The 16986-nt window shown below is 70.1% G+C and carries 16 protein-coding genes and 1 pseudogene; 7 read left to right on the forward strand and 10 right to left on the reverse strand.

Going from position 1 to position 16986, the window contains the following annotated elements; genetic code table 11:
* Positions 1-91: 91 nt before the first annotated feature.
* From BLT23_RS14180 to BLT23_RS14210, 7 genes are all read right to left on the reverse strand, one after another.
* Positions 92-1267, reverse strand: a complete 1176-nt coding sequence (locus BLT23_RS14180) for a sensor histidine kinase (protein WP_090049495.1) — start codon at positions 1265-1267, stop codon at positions 92-94.
* A 9-nt stretch (positions 1268-1276) separates the two neighbouring features.
* The gene (locus tag BLT23_RS14185; protein ID WP_090049245.1) at positions 1277-3022 is read right to left on the reverse strand and encodes a sodium/solute symporter; all 1746 of its coding nucleotides are present in this window, start codon (positions 3020-3022) and stop codon (positions 1277-1279) included.
* A complete protein-coding gene (locus BLT23_RS14190) occupies positions 3019-3366 on the reverse strand; it encodes a hypothetical protein (RefSeq protein WP_245743946.1) in 348 nt (115 codons plus the stop codon). The genes BLT23_RS14185 and BLT23_RS14190 overlap by 4 nt, the downstream gene beginning before the upstream one ends.
* 53 nt (positions 3367-3419) lie before the next feature.
* Positions 3420-4343: a LytR/AlgR family response regulator transcription factor gene (locus BLT23_RS14195; protein ID WP_090049250.1), complete on the reverse strand. Its 924-nt coding sequence runs from the start codon at positions 4341-4343 to the stop codon at positions 3420-3422.
* Positions 4344-4665: 322 nt separating this feature from the next.
* The gene (locus BLT23_RS14200) at positions 4666-4953 is read right to left on the reverse strand and encodes a hypothetical protein (RefSeq protein ID WP_090049252.1); all 288 of its coding nucleotides are present in this window, start codon (positions 4951-4953) and stop codon (positions 4666-4668) included.
* Positions 4954-5373: 420 nt separating this feature from the next.
* Positions 5374-7860, reverse strand: coding sequence for a DEAD/DEAH box helicase (locus BLT23_RS14205; protein WP_090049254.1), 2487 nt, complete (start codon positions 7858-7860; stop codon positions 5374-5376).
* 10 nt (positions 7861-7870) lie between these two features.
* Entirely contained in the window at positions 7871-9205 is a 1335-nt protein-coding gene (locus BLT23_RS14210; RefSeq protein ID WP_245743947.1) for a glutamine synthetase family protein, read from the reverse strand.
* Positions 9206-9522: 317 nt separating this feature from the next.
* On the opposite strand from BLT23_RS14210, the gene BLT23_RS14215 reads away from it, so the two are divergent.
* Positions 9523-10098 carry a MarR family winged helix-turn-helix transcriptional regulator gene (locus BLT23_RS14215; RefSeq protein WP_090049256.1) on the forward strand — a complete coding sequence of 192 codons (576 nt, stop codon included), beginning with the start codon at positions 9523-9525 and terminating at the stop codon, positions 10096-10098.
* A gap of 82 nt (positions 10099-10180) precedes the next feature.
* Here the strand turns inward: BLT23_RS14215 and BLT23_RS14220 are convergent, their stop codons facing one another.
* Positions 10181-11530: a pyridoxal phosphate-dependent decarboxylase family protein gene (locus BLT23_RS14220; protein ID WP_090049259.1), complete on the reverse strand. Its 1350-nt coding sequence runs from the start codon at positions 11528-11530 to the stop codon at positions 10181-10183.
* Between the two features lie 192 nt (positions 11531-11722).
* On the opposite strand from BLT23_RS14220, the gene BLT23_RS14225 reads away from it, so the two are divergent.
* From BLT23_RS14225 to BLT23_RS41635, 4 genes and pseudogenes are all read left to right on the forward strand, one after another.
* Positions 11723-12409, forward strand: a complete 687-nt coding sequence (locus tag BLT23_RS14225; RefSeq protein ID WP_090049262.1) for an energy-coupling factor ABC transporter permease — start codon at positions 11723-11725, stop codon at positions 12407-12409.
* Positions 12406-12687, forward strand: a complete 282-nt coding sequence (locus BLT23_RS14230; RefSeq protein WP_090049264.1) for a PDGLE domain-containing protein — start codon at positions 12406-12408, stop codon at positions 12685-12687. The genes BLT23_RS14225 and BLT23_RS14230 overlap by 4 nt, the downstream gene beginning before the upstream one ends.
* Positions 12687-13325 (forward strand): annotated as a pseudogene (cbiQ, locus tag BLT23_RS41630) (cobalt ECF transporter T component CbiQ); the annotation flags it as partial. The gene BLT23_RS14230 and the pseudogene cbiQ, both read left to right, overlap by 1 nt.
* Positions 13314-14102, forward strand: a complete 789-nt coding sequence (locus BLT23_RS41635; RefSeq protein ID WP_245743960.1) for an energy-coupling factor ABC transporter ATP-binding protein — start codon at positions 13314-13316, stop codon at positions 14100-14102. The pseudogene cbiQ and the gene BLT23_RS41635, both read left to right, overlap by 12 nt.
* Here the strand turns inward: BLT23_RS41635 and BLT23_RS14240 are convergent.
* Positions 14081-14596 (reverse strand): TetR/AcrR family transcriptional regulator, encoded by a 516-nt coding sequence (locus BLT23_RS14240; RefSeq protein ID WP_090049268.1) that lies wholly within the window; start codon positions 14594-14596, stop codon positions 14081-14083. The genes BLT23_RS41635 and BLT23_RS14240 overlap by 22 nt on opposite strands.
* A gap of 76 nt (positions 14597-14672) precedes the next feature.
* On the opposite strand from BLT23_RS14240, the gene BLT23_RS14245 reads away from it, so the two are divergent.
* Both BLT23_RS14245 and BLT23_RS41640 read left to right on the forward strand, forming a co-directional pair.
* A complete protein-coding gene (locus BLT23_RS14245; RefSeq protein WP_090049270.1) occupies positions 14673-15089 on the forward strand; it encodes a nuclear transport factor 2 family protein in 417 nt (138 codons plus the stop codon).
* Positions 15086-16240, forward strand: a complete 1155-nt coding sequence (locus BLT23_RS41640) for a DUF6892 domain-containing protein (protein ID WP_245743948.1) — start codon at positions 15086-15088, stop codon at positions 16238-16240. Before BLT23_RS14245 ends, BLT23_RS41640 begins: the two co-directional genes overlap by 4 nt.
* Before the next feature lie 7 nt (positions 16241-16247).
* On the opposite strand, the gene BLT23_RS14260 is transcribed toward BLT23_RS41640, so the two are convergent.
* Complete coding sequence (locus tag BLT23_RS14260) at positions 16248-16979, reverse strand: RDD family protein (RefSeq protein ID WP_245743949.1); 732 nt, start codon at positions 16977-16979, stop codon at positions 16248-16250.
* Positions 16980-16986: the final 7 nt, after the last annotated feature.

The following is a 16986-nucleotide window of genomic DNA, read 5'->3' on the forward strand; positions in this document are numbered from 1 at the left end:
GCCGCCCGAGCCGTGCCGCCCGCCCGAGCCGCGCCGCGCGGCCGCCCTTGGCCCGGCCGCGCGATCCGGTCGCGTCGTGCGCCGGGCGGGCTCACATGCCGTTTATGCCCGCCTGGTACTTCGGCACCCGCACGGTGATCTTCGTGCCCAGGCCCAGGGCGGTTTCCACGACCAGGCCGTACTCGTCGCCGTAGACGCGGCGGAGGCGTTCGTCGATGTTGCCCAGGCCGATGCCCGCTGACTCGTCCACCTGGCCTGCCAGGGTGCGGCGGAGCTTGTCCGGGTCCATGCCTATGCCGTCGTCCTCGATGGTGATGTGGGCTTCGGCGCCGCCGTCGTTGGCGTAGATCTGGATGTGGCCCGGTTCCACCTTGCCCTCCATGCCGTGGCGCACCGCGTTTTCGACCAGGGGTTGCAGGCAGAGGAACGGGACTGTGACCGGCAGGACCTCGGGGGCCACCTGGAGGGTGACCGTCAGGCGTTCGCCGAAGCGGGCGCGTTCGAGGGCCAGGTACTGGTCGATCGAGCGGAGCTCTTCGGCGAGGGTGGTGAAGTCGCCGTGGCGGCGGAAGGAGTAGCGGGTGAAGTCGGCGAAGTCCAGGAGGAGGGTGCGGGCTCGTTCCGGGTTGGTGCGGACGTACGAGGCGATGGCGGAGAGCGAGTTGTAGATGAAGTGCGGGGAGATCTGGGCTCGTAGGGCGCGGACTTCGGCTTCCACCAGGCGGGTGCGGGAGCGGTCGAGCTCGGCCAGTTCCAGTTGGCCCGCTGCCCAGCGGGCTACCTGGTTGGTGGCGCGGACGAGGCCCGCCGAGGCTTCCCGGGAGTAGGCGGCGAGGGTGCCCACCACTCGGCCCTCGACGGTCAGGGGGGCGACCACGGCGCAGTTGATCGGGCAGTTCGGTTCGGTGCAGCCGATGTCGAACGCCTGGGTGCGGCCGGTCAGGAAGACGTCCTCGGCCTGGGTCATGGCTTCGGCGGCGTGGTGTTCTGAGACGCCTTCCCAGGCGACCACCTCTGTCTCGTCGGTCAGGGCCAGTGCCGGGGTGTCGAGGAGGGTGCGGAGGTGGCGGGCCGACTTCTTCGCCGCGTCGGGGACCAGGCCCGCTCGTAGGGGAGGGGCGGCGGACCAGGCCGTGTGCAGGGTTTCGTAGGTGACGCGCTGGGCCTCGGTCGAGAGGGCGTGCTTCGTGCGCGTGCCCCGCCACAGGACGAGCACCGCGACTCCGCCGACGACCAGGATCGCCGCCGCGGTGAGGAAGTCGTGCATGGTCACCTTCTAGCTTCGTTCCTGACCTGACGAGGACGAGCCCGAGCCGTCCAGACCGAGGTTCTCCGGGGCGTGGAGCTTGACCATCGTGCGCTGCACCCCTGCCGGAACGTGCTTCTGGGTGGCCAACGACACGACGTACATGACCGTGAAGCCCAGCGGCACGGTCCACGCGGCTGGGCGCGAGAGCAGGATTTCGTACCAGGAGTCGCCGGTGTCGGTGAACATCGTCACGAGTCCCGCGGTCAGGGCCGGGACGCCTCCGGCGAGCATGCCGGCGACGGCGCCGATGGTGGTCGTCTTCGGTGACCAGATCCCGAGCAGCAGCAACGGGCACAGCGAGGACGCGGCCACGGCGAACGCGAGGCCGACCATGTCCGCCACCGGCATCGTCGTCGACACGAACGTCATCGCGAGCGGCACGAGGCACGCCAGCACGGCCGAGATCCGGAACCCGCGCACGCCGCCGAGCCGCAGCACGTCCTGCGACAGCACGCCCGCCAGGGACACGACGAGGCCGGACGACGTCGAGAGGAACGCGGCGAACGCGCCGCCCGCGACCAGTGCTCCCAGCAGCTGTCCGCCTATGCCGTCGATCATGCGGGTGGGCAGCACGAGCACCACGGCGTCGGTTTGGCCGGTCATCAGCAGTTCCGGCGTGTAGACGCGGCCGAGCGCGCCGTAGATCGGCGGCATCAGGTAGAAGACGGACAGCAGGCCGAGCACGATCAACGTCGTGCGGCGCGCGGCCGTGCCGTTCGGGTTGGTGTAGAAGCGCACGATCACGTGCGGCAGGCCCATCGTGCCCAGGAACGTCGCGATGATCAGCGAGTACGCCCCGTACAGCGGGAAGTCCGCGCCACTCGACGCGGGCAGCGACCACGACTCGTTGGTGTTGTGGGCCATCGTCGACAGGTGGGGGACCGGCGCGTCCTTCGGGAAGGTGAACTTCGATCCCCCGTCGATGCGGTGGTAGCCGCTGGTCAGGAGGAGCTCGCGGTCCTCGAGGCGTTCGCCGTCGACGACGCCGGTGCCCCGGATGACGATCTCCTGCTCGGCGTGGATCGTGGCCTGGCGCTGGAAGCTGACCTCGGTGTCCTGCCGGAACGACGGGAACTCCGGCTCGGTCAGCGAGTCGGCGCCGCGCACCTGCCACACCGCGACCAGGAAGATGATCGGCACGGTGATCGCGGTGAGCTTGAGCCAGTACTGGAACGCCTGCACGAACGTGATCGACCGCATGCCGCCGGACATCACGTTCACCGTCACGACCACGGTGACGACGAGCGCGCCCGCCCAGTCCGGTGCGCCCGTGACGGTGTTGAGCGTCAGGCCCGCGCCTTCCAGCTGCGGCAACAGGTACAGCCAGCCGATCGCGAGCGCCAGGCTCGACGCGACCCCGCGCACGACCCGCGAGCGGAAGCGCGCCTCGGCGAAGTCGGGCAGCGTGTAGGCGCCGGAGCGGCGCAGCGGGGCCGCGACCATCGTCAGCAGCACCAGGTACCCGGCCGTGTAGCCGACGGGGAACCACAGCATGTCCGGCCCGTAGGCGAAGATCAGGCCCGCGATGCCGACGAACGACGCCGCCGACAGGTACTCGCCGCCGATCGCGGAGGCGTTCCACCACGGCGAGACGGTGCGCGAGGCGACGTAGAAGTCGGACGTGGTGCGGGAGACGCGCAGGCCGTAGGCGCCGACCAGGATCGTGCCCAGGACGACGACCATCACCGCGACGACGGCGTACCCACTCGTCATGGGCGTTCGACCAGCTCCGCGAACTCGCGTTCACTGCGTTCGGCCTGCCGCACGTAGAACCAGCCGGCCAGCACCAGCATCGGGAACGTCGCCAGGCACAGCAGGAACCACGGCAGCCCGAGGCCGAACACGCGGAACTTCCCCAGCTCGGGCTCTATCGTGAACAGCAGCGGCAGCAGGGCGAGCGCGCCGCACGTCACCAGGCACACCGACAGGCCGAGGCGGCGCTGGGCGCCGATCAGCGTGCGCATGTAGACGGCGCCCAGCTCGCTCTGCTCGTTGATCTCCCGCGTGCCGGAGTACGGGCGGCGCGCACGGGGTGCACGCGTGCGCGGGCTGGTCACCACCACGCGCTGGGTCGGCCGCTGCGGGGGCCGGTGGGGTGGTGGCGGTGCCGTCACGACCCGAGCCCGTTCCGCGGCGGCGCCGCGCCCGTGGAACCGGGGGCGGGACCCGTGGGACCGGGCGCGGTGGTGGGCCGGGTGCCGCGCACGAGCAGCGCACGCAGGTGCCGGGCGTGCCGGCGGCTGACCGGCAGCACGGCGCCGCCGATCGTGACGCTGAGGTGGCCGTCCTCCAGCCGCATCTCGTCGATGTGCCCGAGCGAGACCAGGTGGCTGCGGTGGATGCGGACGAACCCCGCGCTGCGCCAGCGCTCTTCGAGCCCGTTCAACGCGGCGCGCACCAGGCCGCTGCCCGTCGCGGTGTGCAGGCGGGCGTAGTCGCCGTGCGCCTCCACGTACCGGATGTCGGCGAGGCGGATGAACCGGGTGACGCCGCCGAGCTCGACGGGGATGACCTCGTCCCCGACCTCGGGCGGCGTGCCGCCGGCGGGCTGGGGCGCCGGGGTGGCGGCGGGCTCGGAGGTGCCGCGCGAGTCGAGCACCTCGTGGACGATCCGGTGCACGGACTCGGCGAGCCGTTCCTGGCGCACGGGCTTGAGCAGGTAGTCGAGCGCCTTCAGCTCGAACGCCTCCACGGCGGGCTGCTGGTGCGCCGTCACGAACACGATGGGTGGCGGCTGCGCGAACCGCGAGAGCACGCGGGCGAGGTCGAGACCGTCGAGCCCCGGCATGCGGATGTCGAGGAAGACGGCGTCCAGCGGCTGACCGGCGTCCATCGCCCGGTGCAGCACCCGCAGCGCCTTGGTGGCGTCGGTGACCGCTTCCACGTGGGCGATGCGCGGGTCGGAGCGCAGCAGGTACACGAGGTCTTCCAGCGCGGGGGCCTCGTCGTCGACGGCGAGCACCCTCAGGGAGCGTTCGAGGCTGCCACGTCGATCCGGCCCCTCGCAGATGGGGCAGGGCAGACCAGAGGTCATTCGAGATCGAGTCCAAACTGTGTACGGCCGATCCTCACGTGGCGGCGATCGGACCGCGACCTGTCCGTTCGTGCCGGTGAGCCGAGGGCGTCGGATACGCGATCATGCCCCCTCACGGAGGGTGATCCGCCACGGGGGTCCGTCCGTCGGACGTGCGCACCGCGAGGTACCCCCTCCGCGTCGGTCGTACCCGAACGGCCGCATCATCCGTCACCGTGACGAGACGCGGATACCCCCCGAACGGATGTGTCTCGAATGCCAGACGCAAATCGGGTGAAAACAGTTCGCCCGGCGGTGCCGGTGGCTTTAGCGCGGAGGTTTCTCAGGGCTGGCGCACGGCACGGGGCTGCGCCGCGAGGGCGTCACCCAAGGTGATCTCCAGTTCGATGAACGACTCCTCGGCGCGGCGGGCGGCCACGCTCACGGACGCCGCGGCGGCCGGTCCGACGAGCCTTCTGGTGGGAGCGCGCAACGCCTGGATGGCCTCGGACCACTGGTCCGAGAGCTTGGCGAGACCGCTCAGCGTGTCGACGAGGTCGTCGGTGTTCTCCGGTGGTGACGCGACGATCTCCGCCAACCGGGCGCGCACGGCGTCCAGTGCCGGGTCCACTTCAATCCTCCCGTCGTATCGCGACAGCGGGTGAGGACGAGTGCGAACATTTCCCCCACTGGGCGACACCATATCTCGACACCGGTAGTCCGGCGCAATGATGTTGCCCGAACGCCGCTCCCGTGGTCAATAACTCGCCACTTTGTCTCAACAGGCGCCGTTTAGCCACCTGTCGCGGGGTTCTGCCGGTTCTCGGGTGGTGGTGGGCCAGGTGGGGCCGGAGGTGTTGGGCCGATCCGGTGTGTCCTGGGTCGCAGAAATCACGCATTGCGTTAGCGGGCTCGAGTTCTCGTCAAGCGAATTAACTCTTTTGCACGCGTCGCGCAGGAAATAGTGGACCGTTCGACGAACCGGTGCCGGACGTTCTCTCGGACGGCGCGTGGCCGCCACTACGTCGAACGTCCGGCTCGTGCGCTCCGGTCAGAGCCGGCCGACGTCCGTGATCACCACGACCGCCTCGCCCAGCTCGTCCGACGCGGCCAGGTCGACCTCGGCGTTGAAGCCCCAGTCCTTGTCCCCCGCCGGGTCCTCGAAGATCTGCCGGCACACCCAGCGCTCGCGCTCGACGTTGATGATCAGGAACGCCGGGCCGCGCGCGTTCGGGCCGGTGCCGATGTCCGAGTGCTCCTCGAAGTACGGCTCCAGGGCGTCCATCCACTCCTTGGCCGTCCAGCCCGACTCGTGGTCGAGCTCCCCCAGGGAGTACCAGTCGCGCTTCGCGGCCAGCTCCACGCGCCGGAACAGGGCGTTGCGGACCAGGACGCGGAACGCGCGGACGTTGCGGGTGACGGCGGGCGGCAGGTCGACGCGGACCTCTTCGGCGGGGGCGTCGGGGTTGGTGAGCTTCTCCCACTCGTCGATCAGCGACGAGTCGACCTGGCGGACCAGCTCGCCCAGCCACGAGATCAGGTCCTGCAGCTCCTCGGTCTTGGCCTCCTCCGGCACCGTCTGCGACAGCGCCTTGTAGGCGTCGGCCAGGTAGCGCAGGACGAGGCCCTCGGAGCGGGCGAGGCCGTAGAACGACACGTACTCCGTGAACGTCATGGCGCGCTCGTACATGTCGCGCACGACGCCCTTGGGGGACAGCGAGTAGTCGCCGACCCACGGGTGGCCGCGGCGGTAGGTGAGGAACGCGGCGTCGAGCAGCTCGGCCAGCGGCTTCGGGTAGGTGACCTCGTCGAGCAGCTCCATGCGCTGGTCGTACTCGATGCCCTCGGCCTTCATCGCGCCGATCGCCTCGCCGCGCGCCTTGTGCTCCTGCGCGCCCAGGATCTGCCTCGGGTCGTCCAAAGTGGACTCGATCACCGACAGCACGTCCAGCGCGTAGCCGGGCGCCTCGCGGTCGAGCAGCTCGATCGCGGCCAGCGCGAACGGCGACAGCGGCTGGTTCAGCGCGAAGTTGAACTGAAGGTCGACCGTCAGGCGGAAGTCGTCGCCGTCGCGCTCGACCACGCCCGCCGCGACCAGCGCCCGGTACATCGCGAGCGCGCGCTTGATGTGCTTGAGCTGCTTGGAGCGGTCCTCGTGGTTGTCCTCCAGCAGGTGCCGCATGGCCTGGAACGCGCCGCCGCCGGGGCGGCCGATCACGTTCAGCAGCATCGCGTGCGAGACCTGGAACGACGACGTCAGCGGCTCCGGTTCGGCGCCGACCAGCCGGTCGAACGTCGACTCGCTCCACGACACGAACCCGTCCGGCGCCTTCTTGCGCACGACCTTGCGGCGCTTCTTCGGGTCGTCGCCCGCCTTCGCGAGCGCCTTGAGGTTCTCCACCTCGTGCTCGGGCGCCTGCACGACGACCGTGCCGACGGTGTCGTAGCCCGCGCGGCCCGCACGGCCCGCGATCTGGTGGAACTCGCGCGCCTTCAGGATGCGGGTCCGCGTGCCGTCGTACTTCGACAGGGCCGTGAAGACGACCGTGCGGATCGGGACGTTGATGCCGACGCCGAGCGTGTCGGTGCCGCAGATGACCTTCAGCAGACCCGCCTGCGCGAGCTGTTCGACCAGGCGGCGGTACTTGGGCAGCATGCCCGCGTGGTGCACGCCGATGCCGTGCCGCACCAGCCGCGACAGCGTCTTGCCGAAGCCGGACGAGAACCGGAAGTTGCCGATCGTCGTCGCGATCGCCTCCTTCTCCGGCTTCGTGGCGACGTTGACGCTCATCAGCGACTGCGCGCGCTCCAGCGCGGCGGCCTGGGTGAAGTGCACGACGTAGATCGGCGCCTCGCGGCCGTGCAGCAGGTCCTCGATCGTCTCGTGCAGCGGGGTGGAGACGTACTGGAAGTTCAACGGGACCGGGCGCTGCGCCGAACGGACCACCGCGGTCGGCCTGCCGGTGCGCCGGGTCAGGTCCTTCTCGAAGAACGTGACGTCGCCGAGCGTCGCCGACATCAGCAGGAACTGCGCCTGCGGCAGCTCGATCAGCGGCACCTGCCACGCCCAGCCGCGGTCGGGCTCGCTGTAGAAGTGGAACTCGTCCATCACGACCTGGCCGACGTCGGCGTCCGCCCCGTCGCGCAGCGCGATGTTCGCGAGGATCTCCGCGGTGCAGCAGATGATGGGCGCCTGGTCGTTGACGCTCGCGTCGCCGGTCATCATGCCGACGTTCTCCGGGCCGAACACCTCGCACAGCGCGAAGAACTTCTCCGAGACCAGCGCCTTGATCGGCGCGGTGTAGAAGCTGCGCTGGTTGCCGGCCATGGCGACGAGGTGGGCTCCGATGGCCACCAGGCTCTTGCCGGACCCGGTCGGGGTGCTGAGGATGACGTTGGCCCCGGAGACGAGTTCGATGACCGCCTCCTCCTGCGCCGGGTACAGCGCGAGGCCGCGTTCGGCGGCCCAGTGGGAGAAGGTGTCGAACAGTTCGTCTTCGTCGGCGATCGAGGTGAGCCGGTCCGTGAGTGCAGTCATCGCGGGTGAACTATAGGTGGTACGCGTACTCGGTGAACTCCCAGTCGGTCACGAACCGCTGGAAGCGGGCCACCTCCTCCCACTTGAAGTCCACATAGGACCGCACGAAGTCCTTGCCCAGCACCTCGACCATCGCCGTGTCCTCCTCCAGGTAGGCCAGCGCGTCGGGGAGGGTGGCGGGCAGCGTCGGCGCCTTCGACGGGTCGTAGCCGTACCCGGCGGAGGGCCGCGGCGGCTCTATCCGGTCGCGGATGCCCAGGTAGGTGGCCGCCAGCAGGCCCGCTATGCCGAGGTACGGGTTGGCGCTCGCGTCACCGAGCCGCAGCTCCAGCCTGGTCGTCTCGCCGCGTTCGGCCGGCACCCGCAGCATCGCGCTTCGGTTGTCGAGGCCCCAGTCGATCAGCCACGGGGCGAGCGAGTCGGGACCGAACCTCTTGTACGAGTTCACCGTCGGGTTGAGCAGCGCGGCCAGCGCCGGGGCGTGCTTGAGGATGCCGCCGATGGCCCAGCGGGCCTCGTCCGACAGGCCGTGCGAGGTGCCCGCCGCCTGGAACGCGTTGCGGCCGTCCCGCTCGTGGCAGGACAGGTGCAGGTGGAAGCCGGAGCCGCCGCCGTCGTTGAACGGCTTGGCCATGAACGTCGCCAGCCTGCCCTCCCGCCTGGCCAGCTCCTTCACGCTCGTCTTGAAGCGGAACGCGCGGTCGGCGGCGTCCATCGCGGGGGAGTGGACGAGGTTGATCTCGAACTGGCCGCCCGCGTACTCGTGGTTGCCTCCGGTGGTCTGCAGGCCCGCGGAGCTGAGCGTGCGCAGCGTGCGCAGGAGGTGACCGTCCGAGTCGCCGCGGCGGCCCGTCGCGTAGACGTTGCCGGGTTCGTCACAGTACGGACGCCACCCGTTCGGGCGGTCTTCGTCGGGTTCGCAGAGAAAATATTCGAGCTCCGGGCCTATCACGGGTTGCAGCCCGGTGGTGTCGAAGATCTCCAGTGTGCGGCGCAGCACCTGCCTCGGAGACTCGTCGACCGGCCGTTCGTCGGAGGGGCTGACCGCGTCGCCGATGCACCACGCCACCCCCGGCTCCCACGGGATCGGCAGCAGCGTGTCGAGGTCGGGGACCACGATCACGTCGGGCAGGCCGGCGTCGAGCACACCACCGTTCTCGGTGGTCTCGCCGCCGGGGGTCGTGCTGTAGACGGCGCGGCAGAACGACAGTCCGCGCTGCACCACCGCTGGTAGATGCTCCACGAGGACGTCACGGCCGCGGTCGGTGCCGAGCAGGTCGGGGAAGACCACCCGCACCACGTCGATCCCGTCCTCGCCCAGTCTCGCCGCGAGTTCCCGTGTCACCTGTTCACCGACCACGTCGGACTACCTTTCCGGCACAGTGTGTCGCTGGCTCGGAGGGGATAACGTCTAGGGACGCACGCTATCGACCCGTCCGCGGAGTGAGAACCGCGTTCGGTCCCGGGTGGGGCCTCCGCACTCATCGTCCACCACCGTGCAACAGTCCGTAACTGGACGGGTGACGACCGTCACGAGATCATGCACGATGTGGGATCGTGATCAAAGTGGTTGCGGACCGACTCGGGCCACATCACAGACATAGTTCGGAACCGCAAGTATTGTGCCGGGAACACCTGAGCTCGAGCACGGGAGACTTTGAGTTGTCTGGTCACCACACGATTGCCGAGACCGAGAAGGCCGTCCAGGCCAAGCTCGGTTCGGTGCCGCTGCATCGCGAGCAGATGGCGGCGATCTCGAACGTCCACCGCGCCGCCACCGCGATCCGCCAGCACCTCGAGAACTCGGTGCTGCGCACCAGTGACCTGACCTGGACCGGCTTCGTCGTGCTCTGGGTCGTGTGGATCTGGGGCGAGATGGAGACGCGCTACGTGGCCGAGGAGGCGGGCATCTCCAAGGGCACCCTGACGGGCGTCGCGAAGACGCTGCAGTCCAGGGGCCTGCTGGAACGCCTCGGTCACCCCACCGACGGCCGCCTCGCCGTCCTGCGCCTCACCCCCGAGGGTGAGGAGCTGATGGCGGACCTCTTCCCCAAGTTCAACGAGGAGGAGGTCTTCGTCTCCGGCCCGCTGGCCTCGTCGGAGGCCCAGTCGCTGGCGGAGATGCTGCGCCGCATCGTCACGCACCTCGAGGCCAACGGCGAGCAGCGCCGGCTCGACCTGCGCGGGGACACGCCGCTGCCGCCGCGCCGTTCTGGCCGCAGGGCCAAGCACGGCTGACGGCACGCCGGACGGGCGACTCACCGGGGGTGAGTCGCCCGTTTCGGCGTTGCCGGTGGTCCGGGGCCGCGGAGAGCGGCGCTCAGAGCAGGCTCGACACCCGCGCGTGCAGGGTGTCGACGTAGTCCTCCGACTCCGGCTTCATCAGCACGCTGCGCAGCACCCTGGCCCCGTCCGCGTCGGCCTCCACCCGCGGGTGCCGCGCCGCGAACGCCGCCTTCGACGCCCGTGCCACGCTCAGGAAGACAGGGTCGACGGCGGCGTTCATGCCGGTCTGCATCACCCGGTGGGACGCGGCGTCCACGGCCGACAGGCTCAGCGGGGTCGTGCGGGGGAAGTACGTGACGATGTCCAGGTCGGGCTCCTGGTAGAGCTCCAGCCCTTCGGACTCGCGGATCATCGACGCCCACCGCACGGCCGCGCGCCGTCCCGCCGCCAGCACCTCGCCCAGCCCGTCGCGGGTCAGCGGCAGCAGCCGCAGCGTCAGCCACAGGCCCGCCGCGGCCGCCCCGGCCCGTGAGCACTCCAGGCTGATCTCGCCCAGGTGCAGCTCGTCGGACGTGAAGTAGGTGTACGGCGAATCGTGCAGGTAGAAGCGTCCGACGGAGGCGTCGCGGAACAGCACGGCGCCGCAGCCGTAGGGCTGGAGGCCGTGCTTGTGCGGATCGACCACCACGGAGTCGCACGAGGCGATGGCCTGCCACGGCTCCGGAGCCAGGTCTGTGCCCGCCAGCAGGGTGAAGAACCCGCCGTACGCCCCGTCCACGTGCACCCGCGCGTCGTAACGGCGTGCGACGTCCAGCACGAGATGCACCGGTTCGATGGCACCCAATGCGGTGGTTCCTGGCGTGACCACGACCGTTCCGACCTTGCCGGTCTTCAGGAGTTCTTCGAGAGCGTCCAGGTCCATGCGTCCGCGGCCGTCCACGGCGACGGGGAACGCCTCCACGCTGAGCACCCCGCACATGCGCGAATGGGTGTAGTGGGCCTCGGAGGAGTAGGCGACGCCCTTGTCCGGGTGCAGGGACCGGGCGACGAACAGCGCCTCCAGGTTCGCGATCGTGCCGCTGGAGGTCAGGTGGCCGAGGTGACCCTCGCCGTAGCCGAACATCGTCGCCAGGTCAGCGACCACCTCGCGTTCCATCGTGGCGGTCGCGGGACCGCCGTCGAGCGCGTGGTTGTTCGGGTTGACCAGCATCGCCGACAGGTAGCCCACGACGGCCGCGGGGTGCGGCGGCTTGAGCATCTGGCCCGCGTAGCGCGGGTGGAAGAACGGGTAGTTGTCGCGCAGCCGGTCCTGCAGCTCGGCGAGCGCGGAGCCGAAGAGCGTCGGATCGACCTGCAGCGAGGAGTGCGGCGTGAACGAGCCGTACTCGGCGGTCCACTTCTCGTGGTTGGCCAGCGCCTCGTTGAGCCAGTGCTGAAGGTCCACCGCGCACCCCACTAGTCCCCAGTTCACCCGGATGTTCGAATTTGGACGTTACGGCAGACGGGGGTGTGGTGACGAGGCGTCAGTTGTCACAACACCGGGTGTGACCGCGTGAGAACCACCTCCTTCCTGCAGTGAGATTGTTGTTGCACAGTTCTAGCCACAGCCGAGCCAGGGCAATTAGCGTGATCAGACATGTCACCTGTTGCCATGCACATGAGCGACGGTCTGCTGAACGCGCCGGTCTCGGTCGTGTTCCTCGTCATCGCGGCCGTGGGAGTCGGCTTCGCGCTGGTGAAGGCCCGCGCCGACCTCGACGACCGCACGGCGCCGATGGCGGGCCTGGTGGCCACGTTCATCTTCGCCGTCCAGATGATCAACTTCCCGATCCTGCCCGGCGCCTCCGGCCACCTGCTCGGCGGCGCGCTCGCGGCGATCCTGGTCGGCCCGTACGTCGGGGCGCTGTGCGTGACGATCGTGCTGGTCGTGCAGGCGCTGCTGTTCGCGGACGGCGGCCTCACCGCGCTGGGCGCGAACGTCACCAACATGGCGCTGATCGGCACGGCCGCGGGCTTCCTCGTCGCCGTTGCCCTGCGCAAGGTCGCCGAACGGGGCAAGGGCGGCCTCGCGGCCGTCGCGTTCACCTCGGCGTTCGTCAACACGCTGGTCGCCGCCACCGGCTTCGTCGTCGAGTACGCGATCGGCGGCGTCGGCGGGGTCGAGATCGGCAAGGTCGCGCTGCTGATGTGGGGCCTGCACGCGCTGATCGGCATCGGCGAGGGCCTGATCACCGCCGTGACCGTCACGTCGGTCGCGGCGATCCGCCCCGACCTGGTCCACCTGCTCAAGGGCAGCCGCAAGCCGCTGGAGGTGCGGTCGTGAAGAAGTTCTTCATCGGGTTCGCGGTGGTGTCCCTGCTGATCGCGGGCGTGCTGTCGTACTTCGCCTCGGGCGACCCGGACGGCCTGGACAAGACCGTCGAGGACACCGGCATCGCCGAGCACGCCCAGGAACACCCGCTGTCGGACACCGTGTTCGCCGACTACGCCGTGGGGGGCGACGACGCGTTCACCGGTCTCGCGGGCATCCTCGGCGTGGTCGTCGTGCTCGCGTTGTCGTTCGGCCTGTTCTGGTTCCTGCGCAAGCGCACGAACGTCTGATGGCGGGCGCCCACGACGTCCTGCACCACGCCGGCGACTCGCCGGTGCACCGCCTCGCGCCCCACGTGAAGATCCTGGTGGCGTTCGGGGCGGTGCTGGGCGTCGTGGCGACCCCGCGCACGTGGTTCCCGCTGTTCGGGCTCTACCTGCTGCTGATCGTCGCGGTGTGGTCGGTGGCACGGGTGCCCGCGCTGTGGTTCGTGAAGCGCGCGGTCATCGAGGTGCCGTTCGTGGTGCTGGCGTTCCTGCTGCCGATCTTCGGCACGGACCCGCGCACCGACTTCCTGGGGTTCTCGGTGTCCGTCGAGGGCACGCTCGCGGGCTGGAACATCCTGGCCAAGGGCACGCTCGGCGTGCTGGTCAGCCTCACACTGGCCGCGACCACCGCCCCCGGCGAGCTGCTCAAGGGCCTGCAGACCCTGCGGGTGCCCGCGCCGCTGGTCATGATCGCCACTCTGATGCTCCGCTACGGCGAGGTCGTGGTGGGCGAGGCGAAACGGATGCGCGTCGCCCGCATCTCCCGCGGTGACGACCCGCGGTTCCTGTGGCAGGCGGGTGCCACCGCACGCGCGGTCGGCACGCTGTTCATCCGGTCCTACGAACGCGGAGAGAGGGTGCACCTCGCAATGGTGTCGCGCGGCTGGACGGGCAGTGCGGGAGGTTCGGCGACGATCGTGCCGGAGACCCCGGCCGCGCCCGCGCTGGAGGTCTCGAAGCTCGCCTTCGCCTACCCCGACGGCCACCAGGCGCTCTACGGCATCGACCTGCGGGTGGAACGCGGCGAGCGGGTGGCGGTGCTCGGCCCGAACGGCGCAGGCAAGACGACGTTCGCCCTGCACCTCAACGGCGTGCACTCCGGCGGCTCCGGCACCGTGTCGATCGCCGGTCTCGAAGTCACCAAGAAGAACCTGCGCGAGATCCGCCGCCGCGTCGGCCTGGTCTTCCAGGACCCGGACGACCAGCTGTTCTGCCCGACCGTGGCCGAGGACGTGGCGTTCGGGCCGCGCAACTTCGGCATGTCCGACGTGGACGACCGGGTGGCGCGAGCGCTGCGGGCCGTCGGAATGGAGTCCGTCGCCGGCCGCTCGCCGCTGCACCTGTCCGGTGGTCAGCGCCGCCGCGTCGCGCTGGCGTCCGTGCTGGCCTGCGACCCCGAGATCCTGGTGCTGGACGAGCCGTCCGCGAACCTCGAACCCGTCGCCCGCCGCGAGCTGGCCGAGCTGCTGCTCTCGCTGGACCGCACGATGCTGATGGTCACGCACGACCTGCCGTTCGCGTTGCAGCTCTGCCCGCGCAGCGTGCTGGTCGACGACGGCGTGGTCGTCGCAGACGGTCCCACCCGCGAGATCCTCGCCGACGCCGACCTGCTCGCCCGGCACCGCCTGGAGCTGCCCTACGGCTTCCGGCTCGACTGAAGCCCGGTCAGCACGATCTCCAGCAGCACGGCGGGGTTCGCGCCGTCGTGCAGGCTCTGCAACAGCCCCTTCATCAACGACACCAGGTCCTTCGTCGTGACGTCCCGACGCACGGCCCCGGCCTCCTGAGCCTGCGTCAGCAGCCCGCCCAGCGCGGCGTGCAGGTTGTCGCGCAGCTCTGACGGCACCGTGATCGCGTCGGACAGGTCCCGCTTCGCCGACGCCTCCTCCGCCATCCTGGCGAGGAACGCGAACAGCGCCTCGCCGGGGTCGTCCGCGGGTTCGGCGGCGGACGCGATCATGGCGGAGACGCGTGCGTCCGTGACGGCCTGGAACAGCGCCTGCTTCGTGGGGAAGTGGCGGTAAACCGTGCCGGGACCGACACCGGCCCGCGCCGCGATCTCGTCCAACGGCACGTCGAAGCCCTTCTCCGCGAACAGCTCTCGTGCCGCCACCAGCACCTTCTCGCGATTTCGCGCGGCATCGGCCCTCATCGTTGCCAACCGGGGCGTGCGTTCCGCATCGTCATAACCGGGGTCACCGTTCCGATTCTAGAGATGGGGGCACGACGTGGGACGCACACCGGCACAGATCGTGGAGCACGTCCGCAGGCAGGTGGCGGGGGAGCAGAGCCACGAGTCGTTCGCCGACATGTTCACCGAGGACGGCGTGATGGCCTACCGGTTCCCGGCACCGTTCCAGGAGCCGGAGATCAAGGGCCGCGACGCCATCCGCGCCTACTTCGACAAGATGAGAGGGGCACGGGTCCGCGACAGGATCGAGGTCCAGCACGTCGAGGCGATCACCCGGCTCACCGACGACCCGGACGTCATCGTCACCGAGATCACCCACCGCGGCTGGTCCAAGGTGAAGCAGGACCACTACACGTTCACCGCCATCGGGATCATCCACTTGCGTGACGGCGAGATCGCGCGCTACGACGACTACATGAACCCGTTGCTGCTTCAGGAACTCCTCGGCGCGTGACGCCGGACCTGCGGGCGTGGTGCGCTTCCTGGCCGGGAAGCGCACCGGCCGAGGTGTTCTACTCGCGGACCTCGCTCTCCTCGGTCCACGGCGTGCGGCTCGCCGACGGACGCGAGGTCTACGTCAAAGCCCGCGAGGACGACGGCCGCGCCCACTCCTGCCTGACAGCACAGGCGGTCCTGGCCGAACGCGGGTTCCCTTGCCCGCGCCCGATCACCCCGATCGTGCGGGTCGGCGGGCTGGCCGTGCACGCCGAAGCGGCGATCCCCGGCGGCGAGATGCTGCTGGGCTCCACGCCCTCTGCCGCCCGCCGCTACGCCGAGGTGTTCGCCCGGCTCATGGCGGCGCTGGCCGAGGTCCACGTCGGACCGCCGCTGCCGAACCCGCGCTGGTCCCGGTGGGACCACACCGATCAGGGGCCGTGGCCGTCGATCGGCTTCCTCGACGCACGGGACCAGAGCGAACGGCTCCTGGCCACCCGGTTGCCGGTTGTGCTGGGGCACTTGGACTTCGAGGCGCAGAACCTGCGCTGGCACGACGGCGAGGTGCTGGCCGTGCACGACTGGGACAGTCTCGGCTGCCAGCCGGAGGCCGCGATCGCCGGCGCGGCCGGGGCGGCGTTCGCCAACGCGTCACCGCCGGGGCTGGTGCCGGTCGGGAGCAAGGGGAGGAGCGGCTGCGGCTGGCCGGTGCCGGGTGACTTCTCCGAACCATGCGTCACCTATGGTTCGGGGATGAGCCAGCCGATTCCGTTCGCCGACCTGAACTTCAAGCTCGCCGTCGTGCAGGAGCTGATGTACAACCAGGACCTGCTGCCGAAGTTCGACCTGCGCGAGTACGCCGCCGAGCAGGGCTTCACCTACGACGACGGCAGCTTCGAGGCGGTGCCCGAGGCGCTGGCCTACTTCGAGGCGCTGGAGGTCCCCGCCGAGCTGGCGGAGAAGATCACCGAGATCGAGATGGACGGCGGCAACGAGATCTACCTGGAGATCGCGCCGAACTGGGACGGCGAGGACAACCTGTTCGACATCGCCGACTACGCCGACGTGCGGCACTTCCCGAACCTGAAGTCGATGACGCTGTTCTACTCGGGCAACGAGGAGACGCTGGAAGCCTTGCGTGCGAAGGGGATCGAGGCGGACTGGCTCTGAAGCCGGTTCAGCCTCCCGCGCGTCGCCGCCGTTCCGCCAGCACCGCCGCCAGGTACGGGTGCGGGTCGGTCTGCGGGGCGCGCGGCGACCGGATCGCCGCGCCCACGTCGTCCGCCAGCCGCACGCCCAGGTCGTACCGGGCCCGTTCGCTCAGCTCGGAGTGGCGGCCCAGGTACTGCCGGGCCGCGAGCACCAGGTCGTCGGGCAGCTGCGACAGGTCGAGGCCGGCCGCCCACTCCGCGAGCTCCGGCGGCATCCCGGCGAGCACGACCTCCTTCTTCGGCGCCCGCGTGTGGATCACGACGGTGCCCGCGAGGTAGTCGCCGACCCGCTTGCCCTTGTCGGAGAACAACGACACGAACATCGCGACCGCGCCGCCCAGCCCGAGCATCCAGAAGTCGACGACGAACCCGCCGAGCGCGCGCACCAGCGCCTGCCGGAAGCGGATCGCGCCGCCGTCGTCGCGCACCACGCGCAGCCCCATGACCAGCTTGCCCAGCGACCGGCCGCGCGTCAGCGTCTCCACCGCCGTCGGGTAGCCGATCATCACGGCCACCGTCAGCGCCAGCGCGAACGCCGTCTGCAGCGCGCTGTCGAAGTCGGTGGGAGAGATCAGGAACACGAGCAGCAGCAGGCCGAACTGCACGGCCACGTCGAACACGAACGCGATGGCCCTGCTCGCGAGCTTCGCCACGCGCAGGTCCAGAACTACGGCTTCACCGGTGACCAGGTCCCCCACCCGGATA

The organism is Lentzea fradiae (genome assembly GCF_900100955.1).
GTDB classification, from domain to species: Bacteria; Actinomycetota; Actinomycetes; order Mycobacteriales; family Pseudonocardiaceae; genus Lentzea; species Lentzea fradiae.

Excerpts from the sequence above, each read along its gene's own strand:
- BLT23_RS14180 (WP_090049495.1), bottom strand. The coding sequence starts at position 1,267 with ATGCACGACTTCCTCACCGCGGCGGCGATCCTGGTCGTCGGCGGAGTC.
- BLT23_RS14185 (WP_090049245.1), bottom strand. The coding sequence starts at position 3,022 with ATGACGAGTGGGTACGCCGTCGTCGCGGTGATGGTCGTCGTCCTGGGC.
- BLT23_RS14195 (WP_090049250.1), bottom strand. The coding sequence starts at position 4,343 with ATGACCTCTGGTCTGCCCTGCCCCATCTGCGAGGGGCCGGATCGACGT.
- BLT23_RS14205 (WP_090049254.1), bottom strand. The coding sequence starts at position 7,860 with ATGACTGCACTCACGGACCGGCTCACCTCGATCGCCGACGAAGACGAA.
- BLT23_RS14225 (WP_090049262.1), top strand. The coding sequence starts at position 11,723 with ATGTCACCTGTTGCCATGCACATGAGCGACGGTCTGCTGAACGCGCCG.
- BLT23_RS41635 (WP_245743960.1), top strand. The coding sequence starts at position 13,314 with ATGGTGTCGCGCGGCTGGACGGGCAGTGCGGGAGGTTCGGCGACGATC.
- BLT23_RS14240 (WP_090049268.1), bottom strand. The coding sequence starts at position 14,596 with ATGAGGGCCGATGCCGCGCGAAATCGCGAGAAGGTGCTGGTGGCGGCA.